The following is a 26,573-nucleotide window of genomic DNA, read 5'->3' as shown; positions in this document are numbered from 1 at the left end:
TATAATTAGATAGATTAATGGAACACAATTCAGCTGAAACTCTGGTTCAAGTGATCTGCTTATTGTCGGCGTTAGCCACGATTTGTTGGACATTAATGGTGGTTCCAATGCGTATTGTGCCACAAACATGTATACGCTTTGCATTGGCAAATGGCTGCGTGTTGGTAGGAATGTACCTATACACCTACAGGACAGACGCCGCCAGCTACCTACATTGGCTATTCGCCGATATCATCATCTTATGTGGATTTGCCGCGCTGCGTAGCGGCACTCAAATGCTAGATAAGTTGCCATCGACCTGGCGACAAAATACGATGATCATTTTATCTGCAGCGACACTGATGTTATTAGTACCTCCACAAGCACAATTTGCTGCTTACCTTGTTAGTATTTTATCACTGGCTGCTGCAGGCTTCTTTTGTGGCTTAACCTTGGATTGTTATCGTGCCTATAAAGCCAGTCCCACCTCATTTGCGATTTATTCTCTCGTTATTCCAACCACTGTTTTTGGGATGTTGTTTTTACTTAAAGGGATTGCCTTACTGATCCAACCTGATTTAGCCCGAACGCTGGCAATGCTCAATACTTATGAATCAAAACCTGTTTTATGGCTCTATATCTTATTTATTTTAGGGATGAACATGTTAATCATGGCAAACGTGGTGAATAATCTGATGACCAAAATCAGTAATCTTGCGCATATTGATGAATTAACAGGAATATGGAATCGCCACAGTTTAGCGGAAAAATTACGCAGCACCCATCAACACTGGCTGCACAGCAACAGCGTCTATAGCATTTTGTTGTTCGACCTAGACCACTTTAAAAACATAAATGATACGTATGGCCATACAGTAGGTGACGAGGTTCTGCGCCAAACAGCACAACATATCAGGGCTTCGATACATCATAACGATGATGTATTTCGTTATGGCGGTGAAGAATTTTTATTGATCTTGCCTGACACCAATCAAATTCAAGCACTGGTGGTAGCAAAGCGGTGCTGCGCTTTATTCAATGAAATGGTTGTCATCACTCACCAAGGAAAAGTGCATGTTACCGCCAGTTTTGGAGTAGCGACAATTAGTAAACATGTGGATGCAGAAAATTTATTGAGCATGGCAGACAAAGCAATGTATCAAGCTAAAAGCAGTGGTCGTAATTGTGTGCGAGCGGCGCCATAACGCCTTTTACAGCCCAAATGATGCTAATTCACACGGTTATTTACGCTCAGGCCAAGCCAAAGATGCAGGAGCCGCCCACTGTGCAGATAACAACGAAACACTGTCGTCATGGGTAAACAAATCGCCTTGGCTAGGTCGTGATTGAAAATTAAAAACCCGGCCTTGATAAGTAAAACTCAGTGAATAAGCATGTAAGTAACAACGCGACGGTTGTTGCTCATTATGTAATGGCTTAATGGTATGACCATAGAGTGGATCACCAAAGATCGGCACGCCAATACTTGCCATAGCAACCCGTAACTGATGGGTTTTACCACTATGTGGCTTTAATAAATACAACCGAAACCCATCAAATAGCGGTAAACAAAAAAACTGTGTTACCGCTGGATTATCTTGGCTACGTAGCAACTTAAACATGCTCCGACGTGACTTTGCCATATCACCAATAATCCAACCTTGCTTTTTCTTTGGCTTGCCTTTAGCAATGGCGAGATAATATTTTTGCACTTGATGTGCTGTAAACATCTGGGTGAATATTGCCGCTGCAGCGGCTGATTTAGCCAAAATTAACAGCCCTGATGTGGGCGTATCTAAACGGTGTACCGCAAAAAGTTTTATTGCTAAATCTTGTTCAACCTTGGCCACGACCCCCGCCTGACTATCTTGACTATGAAAGTGCACTTGAGGGGATTTATCAATGATAATAAAGTCATCTTGTTGACTAATAATCTGATACATGGCGTTGTTTTGGGTCATCAAGTTGGTCGATATATATGGGCAGTTGTGGATGCGGCTATATTACCCGATTTAGCACCAAAGCGGTTGCTCAACGCAAATTTAATGCCGCCGTTGGTAAGCGTAATGATTCACTTGGAAACTGATAAATATTGCCGTTGTTATTGAAATTGAATACTGGCGATAAGACCGGGATTATTGTCTGATAAGGTAATCACCGCTTGGTGGCGCGATAAAATCGCTTTAACCATCGATAGCCCAAGACCTGTTCCTTTGTAATGACGGCTTGGGTCTAAACGAACTAGGCGTTCAAATACCCGCTCTTTATCTGCGCCATCAATACCTGGACCGTTGTCGGCAATCACAATAAGTTTATCTTTTTGGGTGATGCTAATTTTAGCACCATCAGGTGAGTACTTAATTGCATTATCAATAAGGTTAAATAGAGCCTGAAATAACAAGTGCTTATCACCTTGTATTTCCACTTCTTGTGCCACTGATAACGTCAGCTGTTGATCTTTTGATTCAGCCATGACTTCGGCCATTTCAAACAAGTCTTGGCAAAGATGATTTAAGCCCACCCGTTGTAGATCAAGCATTTGTTGACCTTCTTCAATACGTGTCAGCGATAGCATGGCATCAAAGGTGGCTAAACAACCATCAAGCTCTTCAAGTAAGTCGGCGGTAGCATCAGCGACATCATGCTGTGGTTTACGAGCAAGTTGTTCAATACCAATACGTAAATGTGATAATGGAGTACGTAAATCATGAGCAATATTATCGGTCACACCGCGTACTGCGAGGAGATTTTGCTCCAAGGTATCTAATACCGAATTAAACTGTTTGGCCATAATATCAAATTCATCATGGTGCTTGCTCAAAGGCAAACGGGTTTTGTAATGACCTGCCTCAACCTCTTCGCTTAGACGATTATACTGAACAATACGTCGTAAAATAGCTTTAGAGAACGCATAGCCCACAGCCAATGTGAGCACCAACATAAATACCACAGCCCAAAATGTGGCATTAAAGAAGTTTTCAATCAATGTTGCAAATTGGTCAGTACGAGTGGCAATTAACACTGGACCATAACGGGTCGTCGCGATACCACCGGTTAAAATATGCAGTTTTTCTGGGCCACCAGTAAAAATAGGGAATTCTTTCGTTGCAGGTAATAACGGCATATCGTCAGGTAAGAAGGTTAGCGCTCCAACCATATCAACGTTATTTTGCCATACAACTAAAGCGGTTTTAGGGTCAGCAGCCCTAACTTGCGCCGCAAAGCTAACGCGGTCGACTGATAGTGCAAGCTGCTGATAGCGCAGCATTTCAGCGTCAAGGTGGGTATCGACTTGAGCTTGTTGTTCAGTGACCAGCTGTCGATACAACCCTGACACCAACAAGATGATTAACAGGGTGACGACAGTGGAGAAAATAAAGGTAATGCGCCACGCACTACTTTGATAAGGCTTAATAACCTTTGCAAAGGCGATAGCCGGCCCCTCTGACGGTTTCAATAAGTTCACCGTAACCCAACTCTTCAAACTTACGACGCAATTTAGCAATATGTACATCAATAACATTGGTACGAGGGTCAAAGTGGTAATCCCAAACGGCTTCAAACAATAATGTTCGACTAATCACTTTATTTGGGTTTTCCATTAAGTACTTAAGCAGTTGAAATTCTTTCGGTTGCAGCAATAAATCATGGCCATCGAGAGTCACTTTACGCGTTAACAACTCCATACTTAAGCTGCCAACATCAAGGTCTGTTAATGCCGGTTGCACTTGATTACGTTGAGCCAGTTTTTCCGCTCTCACCAATAGCTCGTCAAATGCAAACGGTTTAGTCATGTAATCATCGCCACCAGCACGCAACCCTTTTACGCGTTCATCAACATGGCTCAAGGCCGATAGAATAAGAACGGGAGTCACATTGCCACAATTTCGTAAGGCACTTAATAACGTTAAGCCATCTAACTTAGGGAGCATGCGGTCTAAAATGATTAAATCATAGTCATTATGCTTGGCAAGGGTTAGCCCCTCTTGGCCGTCAGAAGCGCTATCGACATGATATTGTTGGGCAGTAAACCCTTCAGTGACATACTTTAGCGTGGTGGCATCATCTTCAACAATTAATATACGCATAGGTGTGATCAATTCCATTTTAGTAACGGTAAAGGACGGAGATTTTCAATATCAAACGCGGCAGTACTTTTTTTGCTATCTTGATTCAATAATTTTAATTCAACATAGCTAATTGACAGGTCGTGGTCTAGGTCAGCTTGAACTAAAAAACCAGCATGGTTTTTACGAGCCATTTTCACTACCTTGCTAAAAGTCATGCGTTTTTTCTGTAATACTTTAACAGCATGAACCTGTTCTTCTTTGTCGGCAACAATTGTTTCGAGGTTTTGGCCCAGAATTTTTCCGTCTGCTGCTCGAATATGAAAGTAAGTACGAGTGTCGGTTGCAAGGTCAACCATTGATAATGTGTAAACCAAACTTTGATTATCAACTTCAACATTGAAACCACAAATAGTACGTTGACGATACTGTGATTCGAAGCTTTTCATCACTTTAATTGGGGCAATATAATTACCATCATTAAGTAATGATTGAATCGTCGGCGTTGCAAAAGCTAACGCGCTAAAGGGAAGTAAACAAAGTGCAAAAAGCAACCGAAACATTGCGAGCCTCAACTAATAATATTCTACATTGCTACTTTACATAAGAGCGGATCAAGACCCAAGGTTTGCAAGATTAATAATTGATCATAAATATCATTTTACTAATATAAGCAAACACTATTTCTATTCAGGAGCCAAGATATGCACTTGTTCTGATTTTAGCGCTAATGTGGTTTCAAGCCCGACCTTCAAACACAGCTTAGCTGCCAGGTGCGCTGGAATATCCGTATTAATTTTAGCAGAGATACCTGCAATAGCTGCAATAACCCTTACCGACTCCCCCATCACCAGTAGTGATTCTACGATAACATCAAATTTATTAATACTGCGGCATAAACGCCCGCGGCTAATCGAATTATAACGAATCCCTTGATTAGGGATAACCCAGCGCACGGTTTGACCCACCTTCACATTAGGTACATTGTCACTGACAATGATATGTTCGCCCATTTTGATACGGGTAATTTTCCGCTCAAAATCAATTTCAATAATTTCACCGTCGAAAATATTACGTAGGCCCATTTGCCTTGCCACAGACTCATTATGAGGATGCGACAATACATCAAATGGCCGACCTTGCTGGAGCATTTGTCCTTGACTGATTAAAATCATGTTATCAGCCAACAACAACGCCTCATTAATGTCGTGAGTCACCATAATTACCGGTATAGATAACTGCGACTTTAACCGTGCAAGCTCAATATAAAGCCGCTCACGGGTTTCTCTATCGACTGCTGAGAAAGGTTCATCTAGCAGCAAGACCTTTGGTTGACGCGCTAATGCACGTGCTAAAGCAACACGTTGACGCTGCCCACCAGAAAGGTTTGCCGGCAGTCTATCGGGTAAACCATGTAAATTAACCCTTTCAAGCCAATCAAGCGCGCGCGATGGGCGCTCAGCTTTGGGGATATGATCTAACCCAGCAATAACGTTCTGTTCAGCGGTTAAATTTGGAAACAAGCCAAAGTGTTGCGGCATATAACCAATATGACGCTGCTGCGGTGACAATAATGTGTTGGTTTTACCGTCATACCACACGCTTTCACCACATGAGATTTGTCCTAATTGAGGCTGTGACAAACCGGCAATCATTCTCAACAACGTTGTTTTACCGCCCCCAGAAGGCCCAACAACGGCAAGCACTTCTCCAGCGCGGCAATGAAAGCTCGCGCTAAGTGGAATCGGTGATGTTTGTTGAATATTGCAATTTAATTCAGCGGGTTCGACGACCATTTTGCCCTCCAATTCGGCGAGATAAGCTTGTGGTTATCGCTAATGCGCTGATAGCAAAAAGTAATAATATAAGTGACATCGTACCTGCAGCTTTAAAGTCAAATGCTTGCACACTGTCATAAATAGCAATAGAAATAGTTTTGGTCTCGCCGGCAATATTACCACCGAGCATCAATACCACCCCAAACTCACCTAACACATGTGAGAAACACAAGACGAATGCGGTCAAAATGCCCGGCCACACCATAGGCACTTCAACTTTAATAAAAGTAGCCCACGCGCTCATTCCACAACAAGAGGCTGCATCTCGGATATCTTCAGGAATCGTTTCAAACGCTCGTTGAATAGGTTGCACAGCGAAGGGAATATTGACCAACATAGAGGCAATAACAAGACCAGAAAAATGGAACACCAGTTGTTGACCAAATATTTGCTCAACCCAGCGCCCAATAAAGCTTTGGCTGCCTAACCCTACCAACAAGTAATAACCAATAACAGTAGGAGGAAGGACAAGAGGCACCATAATCAGCGCCTCCACCCATGACTTACCTTTGAATTGACGAAAAGCTAACAGTCTGCCAGCGAATACCGACAAGGGAATTAAAAAAAGTACGGTATAACAGCTTAACTTAAACGAAAGACTTAATGCTTCCCAATTCATTGTTACTTACCTACACCAAAACCATATTTTTTGAAAATAGCGTGTGCCGTAGGTGTTTGCAAATATTGATAAAAAGCGTGTGCGGTTGCACCAGATTTTTTCAATAAAAGCATTTTTTGATTAAGTGGAGTATAAAGTTTTTGTGGTATTTCAATATATTGAGCAACCTTCTTGAAACGATCTGCACTGGCTAATGACATTGCCACTAGTCCACCATCGGTTGAACCGCTCAAGGCAAATTGTGCCGCCTGCGATACGTTTTCACCAAAGACCAAATTAGGCTGAATTTGTTGCCATAAACCCAGATTTTCTAGCACTTCTTGTGCACGTTCACCGTATGGCGCATGCTGCGGGTTAGCAATAGTGAAGCGCGATAACTTACCGCTTTTAAGTAATTGAGTTAACCCTTTAAGGTTGCCATCAATTGTTAATTGGCTATTTTTAGGTGCGGCAACAACTAATTTGCCGACCGCATAGATAACACTGTCACCCTCACCTAAATCAGCATTTTTCACTTGTTCGGTATAACGCGCATCTGCCGACAGAAATAACTCAAACGGCGCACCATGTTTTATTTGAGCAACGAAATTACCTGATGAGCCGTATGAAATACGCACATGCTTACCAGTGTCTTTAGTAAATTGCTTTGAGATATCATCTAACGCAAATTGAATGCTCGACGCCGCCGCAATGGCTGGCACATCGTTATCACTTGCTGTTGCACTGAAAGTAAATACACAGCCCAACACAACCATCAAGGCGGCAAGAGACTTGCCCATAAAACCTTGTTTGTTCATTTCAAACTCCTAATTAATAACTATTTTTGCCACATTTTCGCTGCTTGCTCGTCACTATCACGGGCTTCGACCCACTTATCGCCATCGTCACCTGCTTCTAATTTCCAAAATGGGGCTTTGGTCTTTAAAAAATCGATCAAGAACTCGCAAGCAGCAAAAGCGGCTTTACGGTGTGCACTAGTTACACCAATAAATACAATTTGTTCACCTAAGGCCATCGTACCGACGCGGTGAATGATGGTGACCTTGTTTAGCGGCCAGCGTTCATAAGCCTGTTGGGCTAACTGATTAAGTACTGACTCAGTCATTCCTGGGTAGTGTTCTAAGGTTAAATCAGTCACGACACTGCCGTCATTAAAGTCGCGCACTTTGCCAACAAAATTAACCACTGCACCGTCACTATTATCATTAGCGAGCAACGAGTATTCATTCGCAACGTCAAAGTCAGCGGTTTGAACAATAACCTTAGCTTGATTGGTGTTTGCCATGTCGTTCATATTAACCACCTGTTACTGGAGGGAAAAATGCGACTTCATCGCCTGCTTTAATCGCAGTATCCCATTGGCTCATCGTTTGATTAACAGCCACTAATAACTTGTCAGAGGTTAACACTTTGGCCCATTTGTCATCCGTTGCAGCTAGCGCTGCACGTAACTGCTCAGTAGTAGCAATGCCTTCGGCGTTGACTTCTGTTTTGGCTGTACCGAGTAACTCACGGACTTGGGCAAAAAATAATACTTGGATCATATCGTTTCTCTTTTAGGCGAACATATAACCGCTCACCTTGGTTGTGATTAAATCAATTAGCGACTAACTCAATTACTGTGCTGAAGGCGCAGTGAAATGGCCAGATTTACCGCCACGTTTTTCTAATAAACGCACTTGCGAAATAACCATGTCTTTCTGAACCGCTTTACACATGTCGTAAATGGTTAACGCAGCAGTTGAGGCTGCGGTTAAGGCTTCCATTTCCACACCGGTTTTACCGGATAATTTACATAAACTCGTAATTCGCACACGGTTATGTTCAGGTTGAGCTTCAAGTTCAACCTCTACTTTAGTCAGCATTAAAGGGTGACAAAGTGGAATCAAATCAGACGTCTTTTTAGCTGACTGAATGCCAGCAATACGAGCCGTAGCAAACACATCACCTTTATGGTGGCTGCCGCTGACGATCATCTCTAATGTACTAGGAGCCATATTGATAAATGCTTCTGCACGCGCTTCGCGTTCGGTAACATTTTTATCGGTTACATCAACCATGTGGGCATTGCCATCGGCATTAATATGGGTAAAACGCTCGCTCATGAGTTTGGCCTTTTAATCATTAAATAAGGTAGGAATGGGTAACTGGATTAACCGCCAATTGAGGCTAAATGCTGAGTAACGCCAGTGACACCTTGGTGTAAGAAGTGAGTTTCTTTCTTTTGGGCTAGCTGACCATGCAAACGCTCGATTAACTCTGCTTTTTGCGAGCTATCTTGTAGTAAGTCACGCAAATCTAGACCATTTTCAGTAAATAAACATAAATGTAATTTACCCTTGGCAGACACACGTAAACGGTTACAAGAAGCACAAAAGTCTTTGGCGTAAGGCATAATCAAACCGATACGACCTTTATGATCGCTGTGGCTGAAGTTTTGCGCGGGGCCATCATCAACATTAGGTAAGTCATATAACCAGCCATCACGTTCCAGCTGGCGCTTAATGTCTAATCCCGATAAATGGTGGGCAGTAAAGTAGTCATGACCTAAACCGGTTTCCATCAGTTCGATAAAACGTAAATCAATTGGGGTATCTTTAATCCAATTAATAAACTGAGGTAGGTCTTTATCGTTCATGCCTTTGAGCAATACCGCATTAACTTTAATACGCTCAAATCCAGCTTCTAAAGCCGCATCAATACCACGCATTACTTCGTCAAATTTATTTTCACCGGTTATTTGGTGAAACATCTTTGGGTCGAGGCTATCAACAGAAACGTTGATACGGCGTAATCCCGCGTCATACCATTGTTGGGCATTTTTTTCGAGGCGGTAACCGTTAGTGGTGGTTGCAATGGTCTTAATATTGCGGTTATCAGCAACAATTCGGATGATGTCGCTGAAATCTTTGCGCAGTGAAGGCTCACCGCCCGTGATACGAATTTTTTGGGTACCAACTTCACCAAATGCAGTGACTAAGTTTTCTATCTCATTTAAGGACAAAAATTTAGGTTTACCATCAGGGCGGTAGCCGTCGGGCAAACAATAAGTGCATTTGAAGTTACATACATCAGTGACTGACATGCGTAAATAATGAAATCTACGACCAAAATTATCCTGTAATTGGGACATGTTAACCTTTCCAAGTGTGGGAGGTGAGTTCATTTCTTTACTCACCCCGGTGGCAAAATTACCACGGCGAACTTCCCGTATCTTATGACGTAGGAAAGAAAGCTCGGAGAACCGTCAGATTTAATTATAGGCTTATTTCGAGGGCGACGAATAGCTTTAATGATCATTTTTTAACACATTAGCGCAATGGTTTTGCCTATTTGTGAGCCATCTCACTTCGTATCAAGTACTTTTTCTTCTGTGACATAGCTCAAATTTGCGGTAAAGTTAGCCTAGAAATGAACGTTTACGTTAGCAGCTAGCTTGCTGTTAATTCAATACGTTTCATGACAACAAAACACCTCGCAACGTACGGGGAAAGTTCATAATTAAAGGTGAGAAAATGGAACGCGAATCAATGGAGTTCGACGTACTTATCGTCGGCGCAGGCCCTGCCGGTTTAGCAACTGCCTGTCGTTTAATGCAAATCTCAAAAGATGCCAATAAGGAAATCACAGTCTGTGTTGTTGAAAAAGGCTCTGAAGTCGGTGCACATATTTTATCAGGTGCCGTTTTTCAGCCCGATGTGCTCGATGAATTATTTGACGACTGGCGTAGCAGCGATACACCTTTAACCACCCCAGTGACAAATGATGATATTTATTTGTTGAATTCAGACACCAAATCTCGATTAATGCCAAACAGTCTTGTACCTAAAACGATGCACAATGATGGTAACTATATTATCAGCGTCGGTAACCTTGCCCGCTGGTTAGCCGATAAAGCCGAAAACCTTGGCGTTGAAATTTTCCCCGGATTTGCCGCCAGTGAAGTGCTATTTAATGAAGATAACTCTGTCAAAGGCATTTTAATTGGCGACATGGGGGTTGGGGAAAATGGTAAACCCAAAGATAGCTATATGCCCGGAATGGAACTGCATGCCAAATACACCGTATTTTCTGAAGGTTGTCGTGGGCATTTAGGTAAGCAGTTAATCACCAAATATCACCTTGATAATGGCAAAACACCTCAACATTATGGTTTAGGCTTTAAAGAAGTATGGAAAATCCCCGCAGAACAACATCAACAAGGTAAAGTGGTTCATACTGGTGGCTGGCCATTAGTTGACGGCGCTTCTGGTGGTGGTTTTTTATATCACATGGAAGATAATCAAGTTGCGGTTGGATTAATTGTCGACCTTAATTACAAAAACCCGCATTTAAGCCCTTTTGATGAGTTTCAGCGTTATAAAACCCACCCAGTGATTGCACAATACCTTAGCGGTGGGGAACGAGTAACTTATGGTGCCAGAGCTATTGCCAAAGGAGGTTTGAATTCGCTACCAAAAATGTCTTTCCCAGGTGGCCTTTTAGTGGGATGTGATGCCGGCACACTTAATTTTGCCAAAATAAAAGGCACTCACACTGCAATGAAAAGTGGCATTTTAGCCGCCGAAACCCTCGGTCAAGGCTTCATAGCTGGGCTTGAAGGTGGCAAAGATCTTGATTGTTACCAAACTCGTTTTGAGAACAGCTGGCTACAAGAAGAACTACACAGCTCGCGCAACTTTGGCCCAGCCCTGCATAAATTTGGCACTTTACTGGGCGGCGCATTTAACTTTGTTGACCAAAATTGGTTTGGCGGTCAGTTCCCTGTCACCTTTAGAGACACCACGCCTGATCATGCCGCATTAGGTAAAGCCGCTGATTTTGCGAAGATAAATTACCCAAAACCAGACGGTAAATTGAGTTTTGATAAACTATCATCGGTATATTTATCAAACACTTACCATGAAGAAGATCAACCTTGTCATCTGCAGTTAACCGATAAAAGTATTCCAATTTCAGTTAACTTAGCTCAATTTGACGAACCCGCTCAACGTTATTGTCCTGCTGGTGTGTATGAAGTGATTGAAGAGGCAGGTAAACAATCATTGGTCATCAATGGCCAAAATTGTATCCACTGTAAAACGTGTGACATTAAGGACCCAAGCCAAAATATCACTTGGGTAACACCAGAAGGCGGCGGCGGGCCAAACTACCCAAATATGTAATTTCAGCTCGTTAGCACAAATAACATATGGGCGATAGGCGTGTTGATTTGCTTATCCTGTCGCCCTTTTATTTACAGTAGCGCTACGTTGATATAAGGAAATAGGCGTTAGCCACGCTACAAATGCGCTAATCGCCATGAGTGGCATCATCATTAATAACCAAAATCATTAAGATTATTGGATGAAATTTACCGTCAATGGATATCGATAAGCAATACCGTCTGTTGCCTTTACCATTGCCACAATAGTGCAAATAATATCAACCACGACCAAAACAAACCCACTGACTAATGCTATGCCAGCAAACGAAAAGCGACTTTCGATTTGCAGTGGTGAATAAGCACTATAAAGTGGAAATAACACCATAGCGGCAATCAAAAAATAATACATCAACACACTCACTTTAAAGTTGATGCAATTTTTGCCGCATTCATCGACAAACTCAAACTGATCCTTCTTGAGCAGCCATACCACTAGCGGTCCGACAACATTACCCAATGGCAAAAAAAAGCCACTTAGGCTGCTTGCATGAACCAACATCCCAATTGTTCTTTCACCTTTATCAATTTTTGCTTTGTCTTCAAGCATACTAATCCCTTAATGATAAATGTCGCGACGGTTGGTTATTTCGGGGGGACATTCTCCCCATAAAGCCGCATTTCCCACGGCTCAATTATGCCTGTATCAAGTCGATGCGCTAGACTTGTTTGCCAACTACTCGCTAGTCCTTCACACCCAAGTAGTTGTTGATACGCTTGCTGATCAAACTCGACCGAAAAGTAAATTTCCATCGCGTGAGCAAGGCTGATATCACTGCACCGCGCTATTAGCACCATATTGTCATGTTGATGAATCACGCCTGATGACAATACTTTATAAAACCAACCACACAGGGCAGTATTTTGCATGGTCAACGCAAACTGAGGATGGCCAAATTGACGATTCAATTTAAAGCAAGGTGCACGCGGCTGAGTAACCTGCACAATAACCTCACCAAATTGAATAATGTCACCAATATTCACCTCATGCTCACTCACCCCTACCGTGGAAATATTTTCTCCCATACTTGGCGCATCTCGACCATCGCTGATCATATCCCAACGTCGATATTGACCATAATGTTCACGCGGAAAATGATGAATCACGCGGTCACCCCCACCATGATGCTTTGAGTCCGCCTCGCGATTGCCTTGGATTTGAGTAAATTGAACAACCAGTTGCTCAACAGCATGTTTGTGCGCAATGGTACTTTCAACGCCAGCATAAAGGCCGACTTGATCCCCTGCGTATAAACCAGATAACCGACTAACTAACTGTTGAGTCACCGTTATTCCTTAATCTTGAAATTGTTATAGCAACAATATACGCAAATTCGTCATAAAAAAAGCCCTACCGACATGGCAGGGCAATTAAATAACCAACATAAATCAAGGGAATGAATGAGGCAAAATACCTGTGGGAGCAAGCATGGACACGCCTCAAATTCACCCACATAGCATAAGAACGATTGATGACAATCAAGTGACACTTATTTGAAAAAACCATTAAAAAAGGCCTTGTGGGGAGACAAGACCTCATGAGGCTAAACGCAATAACACCTCTAACGAATAACAAACTAACAAGCGATAATGACAGTTTAATGACACTTAAGCTTCGCTTTGGGATGCTTGCTCAATATATGCCAGTAATGCTTTACCAGGAACAGAACTTTTAGTCGCTACGGCAAAACTAGACCAAATGGCAGCTTGTTGCATCGCTTTCACCATCGTTTGTCCATGGACTAAGCTATCAATCATACCAGCAGCGTAAGCATCGCCTGCTCCTGTAGTATCAACCACCTCGGTGGTAACGGCCGCAACATTAATCGGTGAACGTTCACTGTAAGCTATCGCCCCATTTTCACCATCGGTTACGACAAAGTAACGTAAGTTCTCACCTGCTATTTTGCGGCCAAATTGCCAAAAGTCACAATTGCAACGTGCTTGCATGTCAGACAATGATGCAATAAGCACATGACAAGGCAGTGGTTGCTCCGCATCGCCAAGCTGTGCAACCACTAGACAGTCTGGGTTTTGTGCCATTGCAGCCGTTGACCATATCGCAGGGTTTTGGGCTTCAGAATTAATATAAAACCCTTGCCAATTTTGCCATTTAGGTTGAGTAGGTAGGATAAAAGGAGGCCGTTTCGAGCGAATAATGGTGCGCTCACCATCAGGGGTCATCACCAATAACATTTCACAGGTGTTACCTGGATAACGTTGCACCATACGGCAATCTAGCCCTAACGTGCCTGCTTTAGCTAATACCCAGTCACCGGTGTCATCTTCACCAACTTGGCTCACCACGGCCACTTTATGTTGCGCCCAAACTAACCCAAGACCAGTATTTGCGCCACCGCCACCAAGGCGTAATCCACCATCGTCATAATGGAAGCGACCACCCGTTTGCAGGGGCTTATCTAAGGTTAAAATACGGTCACAGTTAATATTTGCCAGCAATAAGATATTTGCCATATTCACTCTCACTTGTTAACAGCAGACTGTCATCTAATCGTCATGAGATTACGCGAATAAAAAAAAACGGCAACTACCTAGTTGCCGTTGTTTATATATTTACTTAAATAAAATCACGCGTTGAGTTACATATCTTGTTTTGCTAACGGCTTACGTAACTGGGCGCGAACATTGTCCATACCAGAGTAAAACTCTTTCATCATCACTAATCCCATCATCTTACCGTTGTCAGTCACGATAATGTCATCTGGGTTATTTGGATCATTTTTAATTGCGCCAATGGCTTTCATTGACGACATTTCTTTAAATAATGCAGTATCTAAATTCACATTAAAATTGTCGCGAAAATACTGACGGGACAAACGACCAGAAAACATGCCTAACAAGAAACGGTACTGCATGATTTCTTTCTTTTGGTAACGTTTTTGCTGTTCAACAGCCATGCGGCCTTGTGAAATCCGTTCTTGATACTTACGTAATGAAAAGGTGTTCACATACAACGTGTCATTTAAAAAACTAAATGAACCTGACCCAATACCAAGGTATTCGTCATAATCAATAACGTACTCGTCAAAACCTTCATCATTGGTTTTACCAAACGCCCAACCAGATAGTTGTGTATATTGACCCACAAGGCTATTTAGAATTTGACGATATTGATCCATCATTTCACCATGAGGCGCGGCAAGTTTACCTTTAACACTTTTACGTGTTTGATGAGTGATCATCAATGGGTATGTTGTGATTTGGCGCGGATCTAACTTAGACGCCATGTCCAAATCAGATTGAATAATTTCTTGAGTTTGGCCTTTAAAACCAAAGATCAAATCAACATTGATAATAGGGAATAACTCTTTGGCCGCCATGATACGGTCGAAGGTTTCTTCACCGGTACCAAACTTGTCTAGACGATCCGTCATCTTAAGGATGCCGTTATCGAAACTTTGTACCCCAACCGACATTCTGTCGACTAGGCCTTGTAGTTGCCTAAATTCAGGATTAGCTAAATGCTGAGGATCTGACTCGCAAGACACTTCTTTCATTTCAGGGAACAAGGTCTTGGCCAGCTCAATGGTGCGCGCTAATTCGTCTTCTAATACGGTTGTCGTACCGCCACCGATATACATAGACTCAAAGGTATAACCTAAGTCTTTTGCCATCTGCATTTCTTTACGCAGAGAAATGAAGTAAGCACGAGCTTTTTCTTCATTAAATAAGAAGCGGTGGAATGTACAAAATGAGCACAAGGTGTGACAAAAAGGAATATGCACATACAACATATACTTTTTGCCCTCAACAGGTTTAGGCATACGGTCGGCAGAAATAGTATCTAGCCTTAAATTCTTGTCGACAAAGTACTGCATAACCCGTTCAAGTGAACTCACCATCCAATTAGGAACAGTAATATCTGCCTGATAAGGGGTAATAATTTTGTTATCAGGTAATATAATCGAAGAAGACATCAATACTCCAAGAGAAATAACAACTTAAATAGCTATTTCATTATTTAGTTACAATTAACGACCGTGACGGATGATCATCTTACATAAATGTTAAAATATAAACTGTGAACCACATATCACTAATATACACTCGCTCTAGCAAAGTTCACCAACTGAGGTATTGATCAAACACAATAAAAAAAGCACTTCAACGTTACCGCTAAAGTGCTTTTTAAAATAAAGCCTAAACAACTCTGTTTATTCTTTAAATTTTAATTGGCCATTGGCTTTAATTTCATCATACCAAAGGTTGTGATGTTGTTTCGCCCACTGTTCATCACAGTAGCCTGACACCATACATTCCATACCACCTTCTGACATTGCAGTTGCCATAAAGATATGCACGATAGAAAATGCAGTGATAATAATTGCACTTGTTGAGTGCAATACCAACGAAATTAAGCTTAAAGTGCGGCTAGGCTCAAATAAGTTAGGGAACAATAACAACATGCCGGTTGCCGAAATAAACAAACCAAACAGTGCAAATGCCCAAAACCATAATTTTTCACCCGCATTGGCAAAACCGGCATCGGGATGTTTACCTTTAAAAGGACCGAAGTTGATATAACCACCAACAAACATCATCCATTTAAGATCATACATTTTTGGTAGCTGGTTTTTAGCCCAAAGCACTGTCATTAATGCCCAACCAAACATAAACGGAATCGCCATGTAGTCGTGGACTAATTTTGCGCCATGGACGAATGCAGCCCATACATCTTCATTGATATAAGGTTTGAAGAAGTAACGCCCTGCTAATAATGTCAAACCCGTAAGGATTAACAAAATACAAGGAATAGCACCTAACCAGTGAATCGATACATCAAACTTCGACCAACGGTAAACCAGTTTCCCAGTAAAGCCGCCATGCAGTTTTGAAATGCCATTTACTTTAATGAACAACACAAAAATGATGATCATACCAAATAACGCAACGAGCAATGCCGGAGCAAGGATATCGCTCCGCAATTTTAGTACACGTAAATCATACGCATTAATCAATTGATTGTGTGCTTGACCCATTGACGTTGTGACACCGGTTTCACCCGCTTTAATCTGTGACCAGATTTGTCCTTCCGTTTCGGTCGCTGTTTTACCGTTGTCGGCAAAGCTCACGCCGCTAAACATCAGCGTAAGAGCAACACCCAACATTAAAAATATTTTTTTCATGTTACATCCTTTAGGTTCATTAAACGCTTGTTGCCAAGCGTTTAATTTACACAATGGGAACGACAGTTAGCCCCAGATCGCTTTATTAGAACCACGAGAAGCAACACGTTCGCGGAAGATGTTAGAAACAACTTCAGCATCACCTGCAAGTAGCGCTTTCGTTGCACAAAGCTCAGCACACATAGGTAACTTGCCTTCTGCAATACGGTTAGCACCGTATAATTTACGCTCTTTTTCAGAATGGTCTTCTTCAGGCCCGCCAGAACAGAAAGTACATTTGTCCATTTTTCCACGGCCGCCAAATGCTGACTTTTGTGGGAACTGTGGCGCGCCAAATGGGCAAGCATAAAAACAGTAGCCACAACCGATACAAGTGTCTTTGTCATGCAACACAATACCGGTTTCTGTTTTATATATGCAGTTTGCTGGACATACAGCCATACAAGGTGCATCACTACAGTGCATACATGCTACTGAGATAGATGCTTCACCTGGTTGACCATCTTTAATCGTCACAACACGACGACGTTGAATACCCCACTCTAAAGCAGAGTCGTTTTCATTTTTACACGCAGTGACACAGCCGTTACATTCGATGCAGCGCTTGGTATCACATAAAAATTTCATTGTAGCCATTTTGGCATTTCTCCTAGCTTATTCTGCAACTACGCTTTCGTGATTTGACAAAGCGACGCCTTGGTTTCCTGTATCTGTGCGATAGGGTCATAACCATAAGTCAATGCGGTATTGACAGATTCACCAAGTACATGTGGCACAGTACCTTCTGGATAGTTAGGCTCTAAGCTTTCACCGTGCATAACACCCGCAAAGTGATATGGCATCCAAGTTAACCCTTTCGGAATACGTGGTGTCACAACAGCTTTAATCTTAATACGACCACCTTCAGCCCCTTCTAACCACACGGTATCGCCATTGCCAATTGCACGATCAGCAGCATCTGCAGGGTTAATTTCAACAAACATTTCTTGTTGAAGTTCTGCTAGCCAAGGGTTAGAACGAGATTCTTCACCACCACCTTCATATTCAACCAAACGACCACTTGTCATACCTAATGGGTATTTAACGGTGTTGTCTTTTTCTTGAAGTGTTTTATAAAGTGTTGGTAAACGATGAACTCGCATATCGTCATAAGTTGGATACTTAGACACAAGATCACGACGTGGGGTATATAAAGGCTCACGGTGAACAGGCGCTATATCAGGGAAAGTCCATACGATACAACGTGCTTTACCATTACCATTAGGAACACAACCATGTTTCATTGCGATGCGTTGAATACCACCTGAAAGGTCAGTTTTCCAGTTTTTGCCTTCAGCTTCTGCTTTTTCTTCAGCTGTTAGCTCATCCCACCAACCTAGCTGTTTAAGCATGTCAGCAGAGAACTCTGGGTAACCATCTTCAATTTCAGCACCTTTAGAGAAGCTGCCGTCAGCAAGTAAACTTTCGCCTTGATATTCAATACCAAAACGAGCACGGAAGTTACCACCACCGTCTAATACATTTTTAGATGTATCGTACAGAATTTCAGTACCTGGATGCTTCTGCTCTGGCGTACCCCAACAAGGCCAAGGTAAACCGTAAGTATCACCTTTAGCTGGTCCACCTTCTGCTTTAAGGGTTTTATTGCTAAATGTACCCCAGTTTTGCGTATGCATTTTCAAGCGCTCAGGGCTTTGACCTGACATACCAATAGTCCACATACCGCGGTTAAGCTCACGGGTAATATCTTCAATGACGAGCATGTCATTAGAATCTTTAGCGATACGCTTAGTGAATTCATCAGCAAAACCAAGTTTTTGCGATAAACGGTACATGATTTCAATGTCTGTTTTAGACTCAAACAATGGTTCGATAACTTTTTCGCGCCATTGTTGGCTACGACCTGAGTTAGAAACTGAACCTTCAGTTTCAAACTGAGTAGAAGCCGGCAGTAAATAAACACCATTCTTACGATTGTGCATAACACCAGCCATTGTTGGATATGGATCGACAACAACAACGGTTTCAAGTTTATCTAATGCTTCGCGAACATGATTTTGACGGGTTGAAGTGTTAACTGATTGACCCCAGAAAAAAGCCATACGAACAGGATTTTTCTGAGCAAGCTCATCAGAAGCTTCTAATACACCGTCATGCCAGCGTGAACATGGAATACCAGGAGTATTCATTGGTACGCGACCAAGATATTCATTTGGGTCAAAACGCGATTTAACCCAATCAAAGTCTAGATCCCATACGTGACTCCAATGTTTCCACGCACCCGTTTTAAGGCCGTAGTAACCAGGAAGTGTATCGAATAAAAGACCAATATCAGTTGCGCCTTGAACGTTATCATGGCCACGGAAAATATTCGTTCCGCCACCAGATACACCCATGTTACCGAGCGCTAATTGAAGGATACAGTAAGCACGAGTGTTAGAGCTACCGATAGTATGTTGAGTACCACCCATTGCCCAAATAACGGTACCTGGACGGTTTTCAGCCATTATCTTCGCAGCTTGGTAAACTTCTTCTTCTTTACAGCCAGTAACAAGCTCAACTTCTTTTGGTGGGAATTTTTTCACTTCTTCGCGAATAGTATCCATTTCGAACACACGTTCTTTAATGAATGTTTTATCTTCCCAACCATTTTCAAAGATATGCCAAAGCATACCGTAAATAAATGGAATATCAGTACCTGGACGTAATGCACAGTGCAGGTCAGCATGCGCTGTTGTGCGAGTGAAGCGAGGGTCAACGGTAATTAATTTAGCGTTGTTTTTCTCTTTCGCAATCAGAAGATGCCTCATTGCAACAGGATGCGCTTCAGCAGGGTTAGCCCCGATAATGAAGATGGCATTGGCATTTTGAATGTCGTTGAAAGAGTTAGTTTGCGCACCGTAACCCCAAGTGTTAGCAACACCGGCTACCGTGGAAGAGTGACAAATACGTGCAGAGTGATCGACGTTGTTCGTGCCCCACATTGCAGCCATTTTGCGGTACATGTAGCAGCCTTCGTTCGAGAACTTAGCACTACCCATAAAGTACATAGAATCAGGACCAGACTCTTTACGAACATCAAGCATTTTGTCGCCGACTTCGTTAATCGCTTGTTTCCAAGACAATTTCTTCCATTTACCGTCCACCAATTTCATTGGATATTTCAGACGTTTTTCACCATGGCCATGTTCACGAAGTGCTGCACCTTTCGCACAATGTCCACCAGAGTTAAATGGGTGATCAAATGCAGGCTCTTGACCAGTCCACACGCCATTTTGTACTTCAGCATATAAACCACAACCAACCGCACACGAACTACAAACAGTACGTTTAATTTCAATCGGTGCATCATGTGGGATATCTTTTGCTTCAGCGCGGCGCATCATGCCCGTACCTAACATTGAAGCGGCAGCAATACCACCAGAGGTAATCCCTACTTGCTTCATAAATTGACGACGGTTAATACCTAAACCGGCAGCCTTGGCAGGTTGTGCCGTTACTGACTTGCGAGTTAATTTCATCGCTTAATTCTCCTAATCTAACCGCGTAAGCTATCGTAGTAACTGCGAATATGAGCAGTTTCACGATAACCTTCTGATTTTGTGTCTGTTGCGCTAGCCACTTTGGCTTGGGCAGCATTGACGCCAGTGACAGCTAGTGCAGCAGTTGCTGTACCGCCTACCGTTAACGCTTTCAGCATCGATCTGCGGCTCAGATCAGGTTGTTGCTTACTCATCTTTACTCCTAAATGAAAGTTGTACTTCCATCAAATCTAAAAAATAAAAAATCACTTCAACTAGAGTGAATTGTTAAAAAAATGGCTAACAAAATACTTAGCAGCAAAGACTCATCTACTTTGCTATTTTTCAACCCGCGCAATATAAAGATAAAGACAAGATCAGTTATTGATGTCACATCAGCATTTGTTAATTTATGTCCAGCAAAAGAGTAAAAATGACGACTAAGTCACACTTAGTTTGCACGCAAAAATTGCCTAAAAAATAAACGTAAAGAAGGTGGGAATGACGTGTTTGAATTGCGTTAAATTTAGGAAAGATAATATTAATTTTTTTGTTACAGTCTTTAAGAAATAATCATAATGTTGCTTTTTTTAACAATTGCTTTTTTAGCTGATTTTAAACAAAAAAATGACCTGTAAGTATTCACTCACAGGCCATTATTTGTGCCTTATTTAGCAATATAAAATCAAGCTAAATTTAGTCGTCTTGATACTTCAATGTGCCGTTGGCTTTGATTTCGTCATACCAAAGGTTATGGTGCTGCTTGGCCCAGTTTTCATCACAATAACCAGAAACCATACATTCCATACCACCTTCACTCAGTACCGTTGCCATCCAAATATGCACAATCGTAAATGCAATTAAGATAACGGCGCTGCCAGCATGAATTAATAATGCTGCCATTGACGCCACGCGCGGTAAGTCAAGGTTAGGAAAAACTAACATCAAGCCTGAAACACTAACGAACAAACCAAATATCGCTAACGCCCAGAACCACATTTTTTCACCCGCATTAGCAAAGCCGCTATCCGGGTGCTTGCCTTTAAATGGACCGAAGTTAATGTAACCCCCAACCACTAAGAACCATTTTAAATCGTATAATTTAAAGGTCTGTAGTGGCATCCACTTAATGACACTCAAAAGCCAAGACACGATAAACACCGGTCCGACCCAATCATGGATAAATTTACAAGTAATAATAATGGCTCCCCACGTCCCTTCACCAATATATGGTGCGAGAAAGTGACGACCCAATAAGAGAAATATTCCGGTTACCATTAGGATCAGGCACGCAACGGCCATCACCCAATGTAACCAGATATCCGACTTATCCCATCTTTCGAGCATACGACCAGAAAAGCCTTTTTCGAGTTTAGATGGGCCATTAACCAAGTAAAATAATAAAAACGCGCCGAACACACCAACAACCGATAACGCAATAGCTGGTTTAACGTAAGTATCGCGTACCAGTCGACCGTCGTTACCCACAACATTGATTAACACGTCTGACTCCAGACTGTTATAGGTTGTGAATCCGGGCTCGCCAGCTTTCACTGCGCGCCAAAGATCGGCTGGGTTTTCAGTAACTGCCTGTTGCTTACTTGATTGTTCATCTGCTGCTAAAGCGGTAGTCGAAAATCCTACCCCCATCAACAACACTAACAGTGCAAACAAGCTACGCAGTGATTTGTTTAACTTTTTGTTTAACATAGTCACTCCTTGTTAAGTTATGCGCATGACACATAACTCTTGCTCTGTTAATTTGATGAACCAACTGTTGGAATGTAACCCCAAATGGTATCAGGATTATTACGCAGAACCATACGTTCACGGTAAATATCAGATACCACACCGGCGTCACCAGCTAATAGTGCTTTGGTTGCACAAAGTTCAGCACACATAGGTAACTTGCCTTCAGCAATACGGTTTGCACCATATTTTAGGCGTTCTGCTTCAGAGAAGTCCTCTTCAGGGCCGCCGGCACAGAAGGTACATTTATCCATTTTCCCACGACTACCAAAGGCCGTCTTTTTAGGGAATTGGGGTGCACCAAATGGACATGCATAGAAACAGTAACCACAACCGATACACGTATCTTTGTTATGCAAAATTAAACCGTCGTCTGTTTGATAGAAACAATCTGCAGGACAAACGGCCATACATGGAGCATCAGTACAGTGCATACATGCAACTGAAATAGATGCTTCGCCTGGCTCACCATCATTAATGGTGACGACTCGGCGACGCTGGATCCCCCACTCTAAAGCAGAGGCGTTCTCGTTTTTACACGCAGTGACACAACCGTTACACTCGATGCAGCGTTTGGTGTCACATAAAAATTTCATGACTGCCATAATGGCTTATCTCCTCATCAAGTTCGGTTAGGCTTTGCTGATTTGGCATAGGCTGGACTTAGTTTCTTGCATCTGAGTCACAACATCATAACCATAAGTAAGAACGGTATTTGCAGATTCACCAAGCACATAAGGAGCAGTTCCTTGTGGATAGTTCTTCTCTAAGCTCTCACTCTCGAATACACCAGCAAAGTGGTATGGCATAAAGCTTTCACCTTCGGTAATACGTGGCGTTACCATGGCTTTAACTCTAATTTTTGCCCCTTCCGGACTATGAACAAACACAGCGTCACCATCACGAATACCACGATCAGCTGCATCAGCAGGACTCATCTCGATAAACATTTCTTGTTGCAACTCTGCAAGCCAAGGGTTAGAACGCGTTTCTTCACCACCACCTTCATGTTCAACCAAGCGACCAGACGTTAATGCGAGAGGGAAATCCTTAGCAAAGTCTTTTTCTTGAATTGATTTATACAGTGTTGGAAGACGTGCAACCATACGGTCATCATAGGTTGGATATTTTGCAACCAAGTCACGACGAGGAGTGTAAAGCGGTTCACGGTGTAATGGGATATCATCAGGGAAATTCCACACAACAACACGCGCTTTGGCATTACCGTAAGGGATACAACCATGCTCAATTGCCACACGTTGGATACCACCAGAAATATCAGTTTTCCAGTTTTTACCTTCTGCGTGTACTTTTTCTTCAGCAGTTAAGTCATCCCACCAGCCAAGCTGTTTAAGCATGTCTGCAGTAAACTCTGGATAACCATCTTTGATTTCGCTGCCTTTAGAGAAAGAACCTTCGGCAAGAATGTTAGTACCGTTGTGTTCAACACCATAACGCGCACGGAAGTTACCACCACCGTACTTCACTTCACGTCCAGTGCGGTACAAAATTTGAGTACCTGGATGTTTGTTCTCAGGCGTCCCCCAACAAGGCCAAGGTAAACCATAAGTTTCACCACGAGCTGGACCACCAGGTGCTTCTAATGACTCAACGTCAAATGTGCCCCAGTTTTGTTGGTGCATTTTCAAACGCTCTGGGCTTTGGCCTGTATAACCAATTGTCCACATTCCTCGATTGAATTCGCGGGTCAAATCTTCAATGAGAGGTTCATTGCCTTTGATCTCGATATTCTTAAAGGTTTGTTGTTCAATACCCCATTTTTTCGCCAATCTATACATGATTTCATGATCAGGTTTTGACTCAAATAATGGTGTAATAACTTGGTCACGCCACTGCAAAGAGCGGTTTGATGCAGATACTGAACCGTATGTTTCAAACTGCGTTGCAGCAGGAAGTAAATACACACCGTCGGTACGGTTGTGCATGACACCCGCCATGGTTGGGAATGGATCAACAACAACAATAGTGTCCATTTTATCAAGTGCTTCACGCACCTCACGGCCACGAGTTTCAGTGTTGACTGATTGTCCCCAGAAGAATGCTAAACGAATATTATCTTTTTGCGCAATCTTTGACTTGTCTTCAAGTACACCATCATGCCAACGAGAACATGGGATACCAGTTGAAGTCATTGGATCTTGGCCTAGATAATCACCTTGGTCAAAACGAGACTTCACCCATTCATAATCTAGATCCCAGACATTCGCCCAATGTTTCCACGAACCGGTTTTTAGACCGTAGTAACCAGGAAGGGTGTCAAATAGTAAACCAAAGTCAGTTGCGCCCTGTACGTTATCGTGACCACGGAAAATATTAGTTCCGCCGCCTTCAACACCCATGTTGCCAAGTGCTAATTGTAAAATACAGTATGCACGCGTGTTAGCGTTACCAATATGATGCTGAGTACCACCCATACACCAAACTACGGTACCTGGTTTGGTTTCAGCAAGCATTTTAGCTACGCGATGCATTTGTGGTTTCGTGACACCAACAACATGCTCAACTTCTTCAGGCGGATACTTCTTCACTTCTTCGCGAATACGTTCCATACCGTAAACACGTTGTGAGATGAAGCTTTCGTCTTCCCAACCGTTTTCAAAAATATGCCAAAGTAGGCCGTAGATGAACGGGATATCAGTACCGGGACGAATATGAACATACTCGTCAGACTTCGCAGCGGTACGAGTAAAGCGAGGGTCAACAACAATGATTTTTGCGCCGCGCTCTTTACCAGTCAAAATGTGTTGCATCGCCACAGGGTGAGCTTCACAAGGGTTTGAACCAATAAACAGCATGCATTTTGATTTACGAATATCGTTAAACGAGTTAGTTTGCGCACCGTAGCCCCAAGTGTTTGCAACACCGGCTACCGTGGTAGAGTGACAAATACGTGCAGAATGGTCGACATTGTTGGTGCCCCACATTGCTGCTAATTTGCGGTATAAATAAGCTTGCTCGTTTGAAAATTTCGCACTACCCATGAAGTAAACTGAATCAGGGCCAGACTCACTGCGAATATCCAGTGCTTTTTGACCAACTTCTTCAATGGCTTGATCCCAAGAAAGTTTTTTCCACTTTCCACCAACTAACTTCATTGGGTATTTTAGGCGTCGTTCACCATGTCCGTGCTCACGCAATGCGGCACCTTTTGCACAGTGTCCACCAGAGTTAAATGGATGATCAAAAGCAGGTTCTTGACCTGTCCAAACACCATTTTGCACTTCGGCATAAATACCACAACCAACAGAACAGTGAGAACAAATTGTTCTAATGACATCAGTTGGTGCATCATAAGGTACATCTTTTGCTTCTGCTTTACGCATCATGCCCGAACCGAGCATTGAAGCGGCTGCAATTCCACCAGTCGCTAAACTCGCTGACTTTAAGAATTGGCGACGATTAAGACCTAAGCCGGGTTTTTCAACCTTTTCGACCGTGTCTGTTTTGCGGGTTAATCGCATCACACACTCTCCTATATTATTTGCTTAACGATGCATAGTAATTACGAATATGATCGGTTTCGCGGTAGCCACTAGATTTGTTTTCTGCGGCGACTTTAGGTTCAGCAGCCGAAGCTGATGTACTTAACGTTGCTGCAGCACCGACGGTTGCGCCTGCTGCTAAGGTTTTTAGCATCTGGCGGCGGTCCATATCGGAAGCTTGCTTCTTCATAGTATCTCCTAAGTTAATGGTTGCCCTAACCGAAGCTAGGGCGGTGTTTTGATTGCTTAAATTGCGTTATTAGGCAATCAGTTTACTTGGACAGCATCATCATTACTGTCCGCCGATTCTAAGTCAGCACTACCTGGACAATTTACCGGAATATCTAAACTCAACTGTTCAAACTCAGATGCTTCAGCAATAAAGAATGCGTTAGCAAGTTGAGCAACTGCAAGATAGAAAGAGGCACTTGGGGTGGTTGCTAATGCATCACAAAAACGTGCAATCCACTCACCAACATGGCGCTGATAAAACGCCAACTGACGATAGCCAGGGGCTTCTAAAATAAGTGTGCCCATGACTTCACATAGCGCAGCCACATGATCTTCAGGCTCTTTTACGTCTTCTTCACGCTCAAAGCCTAGTTGCATTAGGTCGTTACGCAATAATGCTAATGGTTTATCCATCAGTGAACCGGTCATAAACCAACTGCCATAAGGCATAATCTCACCCCGGCCAACACCAAAGAAAATGGCAAAGTACTCATCTTCAAGGGCATTTGTATCTGTTTTTTGAGCCGCTTGTTTCAACGCAACCCACGCCTCACTCATGGCATTACCGTCTTCAGCTTCAATGTCCAATTCTGCTAAAAATTGCAATAATTCAGCATTAGGATGACGACGAAGTAATGCGGCCAGTAGTTGATAAATGTCTGCTCTTAACTGATCGTTTTCGCTGATTTCTCTTACATTTTCGGTCATAGCGGATC

Annotated in this window: 26 protein-coding genes and 1 riboswitch; of the genes, 2 read left to right on the top strand and 24 right to left on the bottom strand. The window is 42.6% G+C overall.

The genetic code is table 11. The annotated features are described in order from the left end of the window. Positions 1 to 17 precede the first annotated feature (17 nt). Positions 18 to 1,184 (top strand): GGDEF domain-containing protein, encoded by a 1,167-nt coding sequence (locus tag G3R48_RS15270; protein ID WP_153666083.1) that lies wholly within the window; start codon positions 18 to 20, stop codon positions 1,182 to 1,184. Positions 1,185 to 1,220: 36 nt separating this feature from the next. Here G3R48_RS15270 and G3R48_RS15265 read toward each other — a convergent pair whose 3' ends face one another. The 11 genes from G3R48_RS15265 to moaA form a co-directional block, all read right to left on the bottom strand. Beyond that, entirely contained in the window at positions 1,221 to 1,922 is a 702-nt protein-coding gene (locus G3R48_RS15265) for a TIGR01621 family pseudouridine synthase (RefSeq protein WP_153666115.1), read from the bottom strand. Positions 1,923 to 2,080: 158 nt separating this feature from the next. Further along, positions 2,081 to 3,355 carry a sensor histidine kinase gene (locus tag G3R48_RS15260; RefSeq protein ID WP_323741280.1) on the bottom strand — a complete coding sequence of 425 codons (1,275 nt, stop codon included), beginning with the start codon at positions 3,353 to 3,355 and terminating at the stop codon, positions 2,081 to 2,083. Positions 3,356 to 3,389: 34 nt separating this feature from the next. Continuing rightward, on the bottom strand, positions 3,390 to 4,067 hold the full coding sequence (locus G3R48_RS15255) for a response regulator transcription factor (protein ID WP_153666082.1): 678 nt from the start codon (positions 4,065 to 4,067) through the stop codon (positions 3,390 to 3,392). Positions 4,068 to 4,075: 8 nt separating this feature from the next. After that, complete coding sequence (locus G3R48_RS15250; RefSeq protein ID WP_153666081.1) at positions 4,076 to 4,609, bottom strand: hypothetical protein; 534 nt, start codon at positions 4,607 to 4,609, stop codon at positions 4,076 to 4,078. A gap of 123 nt (positions 4,610 to 4,732) precedes the next feature. Continuing rightward, a complete protein-coding gene (locus G3R48_RS15245) occupies positions 4,733 to 5,842 on the bottom strand; it encodes an ABC transporter ATP-binding protein (protein WP_153666080.1) in 1,110 nt (369 codons plus the stop codon). Beyond that, positions 5,823 to 6,503, bottom strand: a complete 681-nt coding sequence (gene modB / locus G3R48_RS15240) for a molybdate ABC transporter permease subunit (protein WP_153666079.1) — start codon at positions 6,501 to 6,503, stop codon at positions 5,823 to 5,825. Before modB ends, G3R48_RS15245 begins: the two co-directional genes overlap by 20 nt. A gap of 2 nt (positions 6,504 to 6,505) precedes the next feature. After that, the gene (gene modA / locus G3R48_RS15235) at positions 6,506 to 7,300 is read right to left on the bottom strand and encodes a molybdate ABC transporter substrate-binding protein (protein ID WP_153666078.1); all 795 of its coding nucleotides are present in this window, start codon (positions 7,298 to 7,300) and stop codon (positions 6,506 to 6,508) included. A 20-nt stretch (positions 7,301 to 7,320) separates the two neighbouring features. Further along, positions 7,321 to 7,788: a molybdopterin synthase catalytic subunit MoaE gene (gene moaE, locus G3R48_RS15230; RefSeq protein ID WP_153666113.1), complete on the bottom strand. Its 468-nt coding sequence runs from the start codon at positions 7,786 to 7,788 to the stop codon at positions 7,321 to 7,323. A 10-nt stretch (positions 7,789 to 7,798) separates the two neighbouring features. Next, a complete protein-coding gene (gene moaD, locus G3R48_RS15225; RefSeq protein ID WP_153666077.1) occupies positions 7,799 to 8,047 on the bottom strand; it encodes a molybdopterin synthase sulfur carrier subunit in 249 nt (82 codons plus the stop codon). Positions 8,048 to 8,119: 72 nt separating this feature from the next. Continuing rightward, entirely contained in the window at positions 8,120 to 8,563 is a 444-nt protein-coding gene (gene moaC, locus G3R48_RS15220) for a cyclic pyranopterin monophosphate synthase MoaC (RefSeq protein ID WP_380714277.1), read from the bottom strand. 92 nt (positions 8,564 to 8,655) lie between these two features. After that, positions 8,656 to 9,636 (bottom strand): GTP 3',8-cyclase MoaA, encoded by a 981-nt coding sequence (gene moaA, locus G3R48_RS15215; protein WP_153666075.1) that lies wholly within the window; start codon positions 9,634 to 9,636, stop codon positions 8,656 to 8,658. Beyond that, positions 9,624 to 9,757, bottom strand: a riboswitch (molybdenum cofactor riboswitch). Its footprint overlaps the gene before it by 13 nt. Before the next feature lie 261 nt (positions 9,758 to 10,018). Between moaA and G3R48_RS15210 the strand changes: the two genes are divergently transcribed. Further along, positions 10,019 to 11,668 carry an electron transfer flavoprotein-ubiquinone oxidoreductase gene (locus G3R48_RS15210; RefSeq protein ID WP_153666074.1) on the top strand — a complete coding sequence of 550 codons (1,650 nt, stop codon included), beginning with the start codon at positions 10,019 to 10,021 and terminating at the stop codon, positions 11,666 to 11,668. 174 nt (positions 11,669 to 11,842) lie between these two features. Here G3R48_RS15210 and G3R48_RS15205 read toward each other — a convergent pair whose 3' ends face one another. The 13 genes from G3R48_RS15205 to G3R48_RS15145 form a co-directional block, all read right to left on the bottom strand. Further along, complete coding sequence (locus tag G3R48_RS15205) at positions 11,843 to 12,256, bottom strand: DUF4870 domain-containing protein (RefSeq protein ID WP_153666073.1); 414 nt, start codon at positions 12,254 to 12,256, stop codon at positions 11,843 to 11,845. Positions 12,257 to 12,291: 35 nt separating this feature from the next. Further along, a complete protein-coding gene (locus G3R48_RS15200; RefSeq protein WP_212593386.1) occupies positions 12,292 to 12,993 on the bottom strand; it encodes an MOSC domain-containing protein in 702 nt (233 codons plus the stop codon). Between the two features lie 321 nt (positions 12,994 to 13,314). After that, positions 13,315 to 14,181, bottom strand: a complete 867-nt coding sequence (locus tag G3R48_RS15195; protein ID WP_153666072.1) for a PfkB family carbohydrate kinase — start codon at positions 14,179 to 14,181, stop codon at positions 13,315 to 13,317. Positions 14,182 to 14,306: 125 nt separating this feature from the next. Continuing rightward, complete coding sequence (locus G3R48_RS15190) at positions 14,307 to 15,644, bottom strand: coproporphyrinogen III oxidase family protein (protein ID WP_153666071.1); 1,338 nt, start codon at positions 15,642 to 15,644, stop codon at positions 14,307 to 14,309. A gap of 237 nt (positions 15,645 to 15,881) precedes the next feature. Next, a complete protein-coding gene (locus tag G3R48_RS15185; protein ID WP_153666070.1) occupies positions 15,882 to 16,853 on the bottom strand; it encodes a formate dehydrogenase subunit gamma in 972 nt (323 codons plus the stop codon). 66 nt (positions 16,854 to 16,919) lie between these two features. Continuing rightward, a complete protein-coding gene (gene fdh3B, locus G3R48_RS15180; protein WP_153666069.1) occupies positions 16,920 to 17,489 on the bottom strand; it encodes a formate dehydrogenase FDH3 subunit beta in 570 nt (189 codons plus the stop codon). Positions 17,490 to 17,518: 29 nt separating this feature from the next. Continuing rightward, positions 17,519 to 20,374, bottom strand: coding sequence for a formate dehydrogenase subunit alpha (locus G3R48_RS15175; RefSeq protein ID WP_153666068.1), 2,856 nt, complete (start codon positions 20,372 to 20,374; stop codon positions 17,519 to 17,521). A gap of 17 nt (positions 20,375 to 20,391) precedes the next feature. Further along, positions 20,392 to 20,589, bottom strand: coding sequence for a formate dehydrogenase (locus G3R48_RS15170; RefSeq protein WP_153666067.1), 198 nt, complete (start codon positions 20,587 to 20,589; stop codon positions 20,392 to 20,394). Positions 20,590 to 21,070: 481 nt separating this feature from the next. Next, positions 21,071 to 22,084: a formate dehydrogenase subunit gamma gene (locus G3R48_RS15165; RefSeq protein ID WP_153666066.1), complete on the bottom strand. Its 1,014-nt coding sequence runs from the start codon at positions 22,082 to 22,084 to the stop codon at positions 21,071 to 21,073. A gap of 47 nt (positions 22,085 to 22,131) precedes the next feature. Continuing rightward, positions 22,132 to 22,728 (bottom strand): formate dehydrogenase FDH3 subunit beta, encoded by a 597-nt coding sequence (fdh3B, locus tag G3R48_RS15160; RefSeq protein WP_153666065.1) that lies wholly within the window; start codon positions 22,726 to 22,728, stop codon positions 22,132 to 22,134. A 27-nt stretch (positions 22,729 to 22,755) separates the two neighbouring features. Then, the gene (locus G3R48_RS15155) at positions 22,756 to 25,605 is read right to left on the bottom strand and encodes a formate dehydrogenase subunit alpha (RefSeq protein WP_153666064.1); all 2,850 of its coding nucleotides are present in this window, start codon (positions 25,603 to 25,605) and stop codon (positions 22,756 to 22,758) included. Between the two features lie 16 nt (positions 25,606 to 25,621). Continuing rightward, positions 25,622 to 25,816, bottom strand: coding sequence for a formate dehydrogenase (locus tag G3R48_RS15150; protein WP_153666063.1), 195 nt, complete (start codon positions 25,814 to 25,816; stop codon positions 25,622 to 25,624). Positions 25,817 to 25,893: 77 nt separating this feature from the next. After that, positions 25,894 to 26,565: a TorD/DmsD family molecular chaperone gene (locus G3R48_RS15145; protein ID WP_153666062.1), complete on the bottom strand. Its 672-nt coding sequence runs from the start codon at positions 26,563 to 26,565 to the stop codon at positions 25,894 to 25,896. Between the last annotated feature and the right edge of the window lie 8 nt (positions 26,566 to 26,573).

The sequence above is a fragment of the Shewanella intestini genome (assembly GCF_018221465.1).
Taxonomy (GTDB): domain Bacteria; phylum Pseudomonadota; class Gammaproteobacteria; order Enterobacterales; family Shewanellaceae; genus Shewanella; species Shewanella intestini.
The sequence above is the reverse complement of the archived record's forward strand: the minus strand, read 5'-3'. Positions and strand labels throughout refer to the sequence as shown.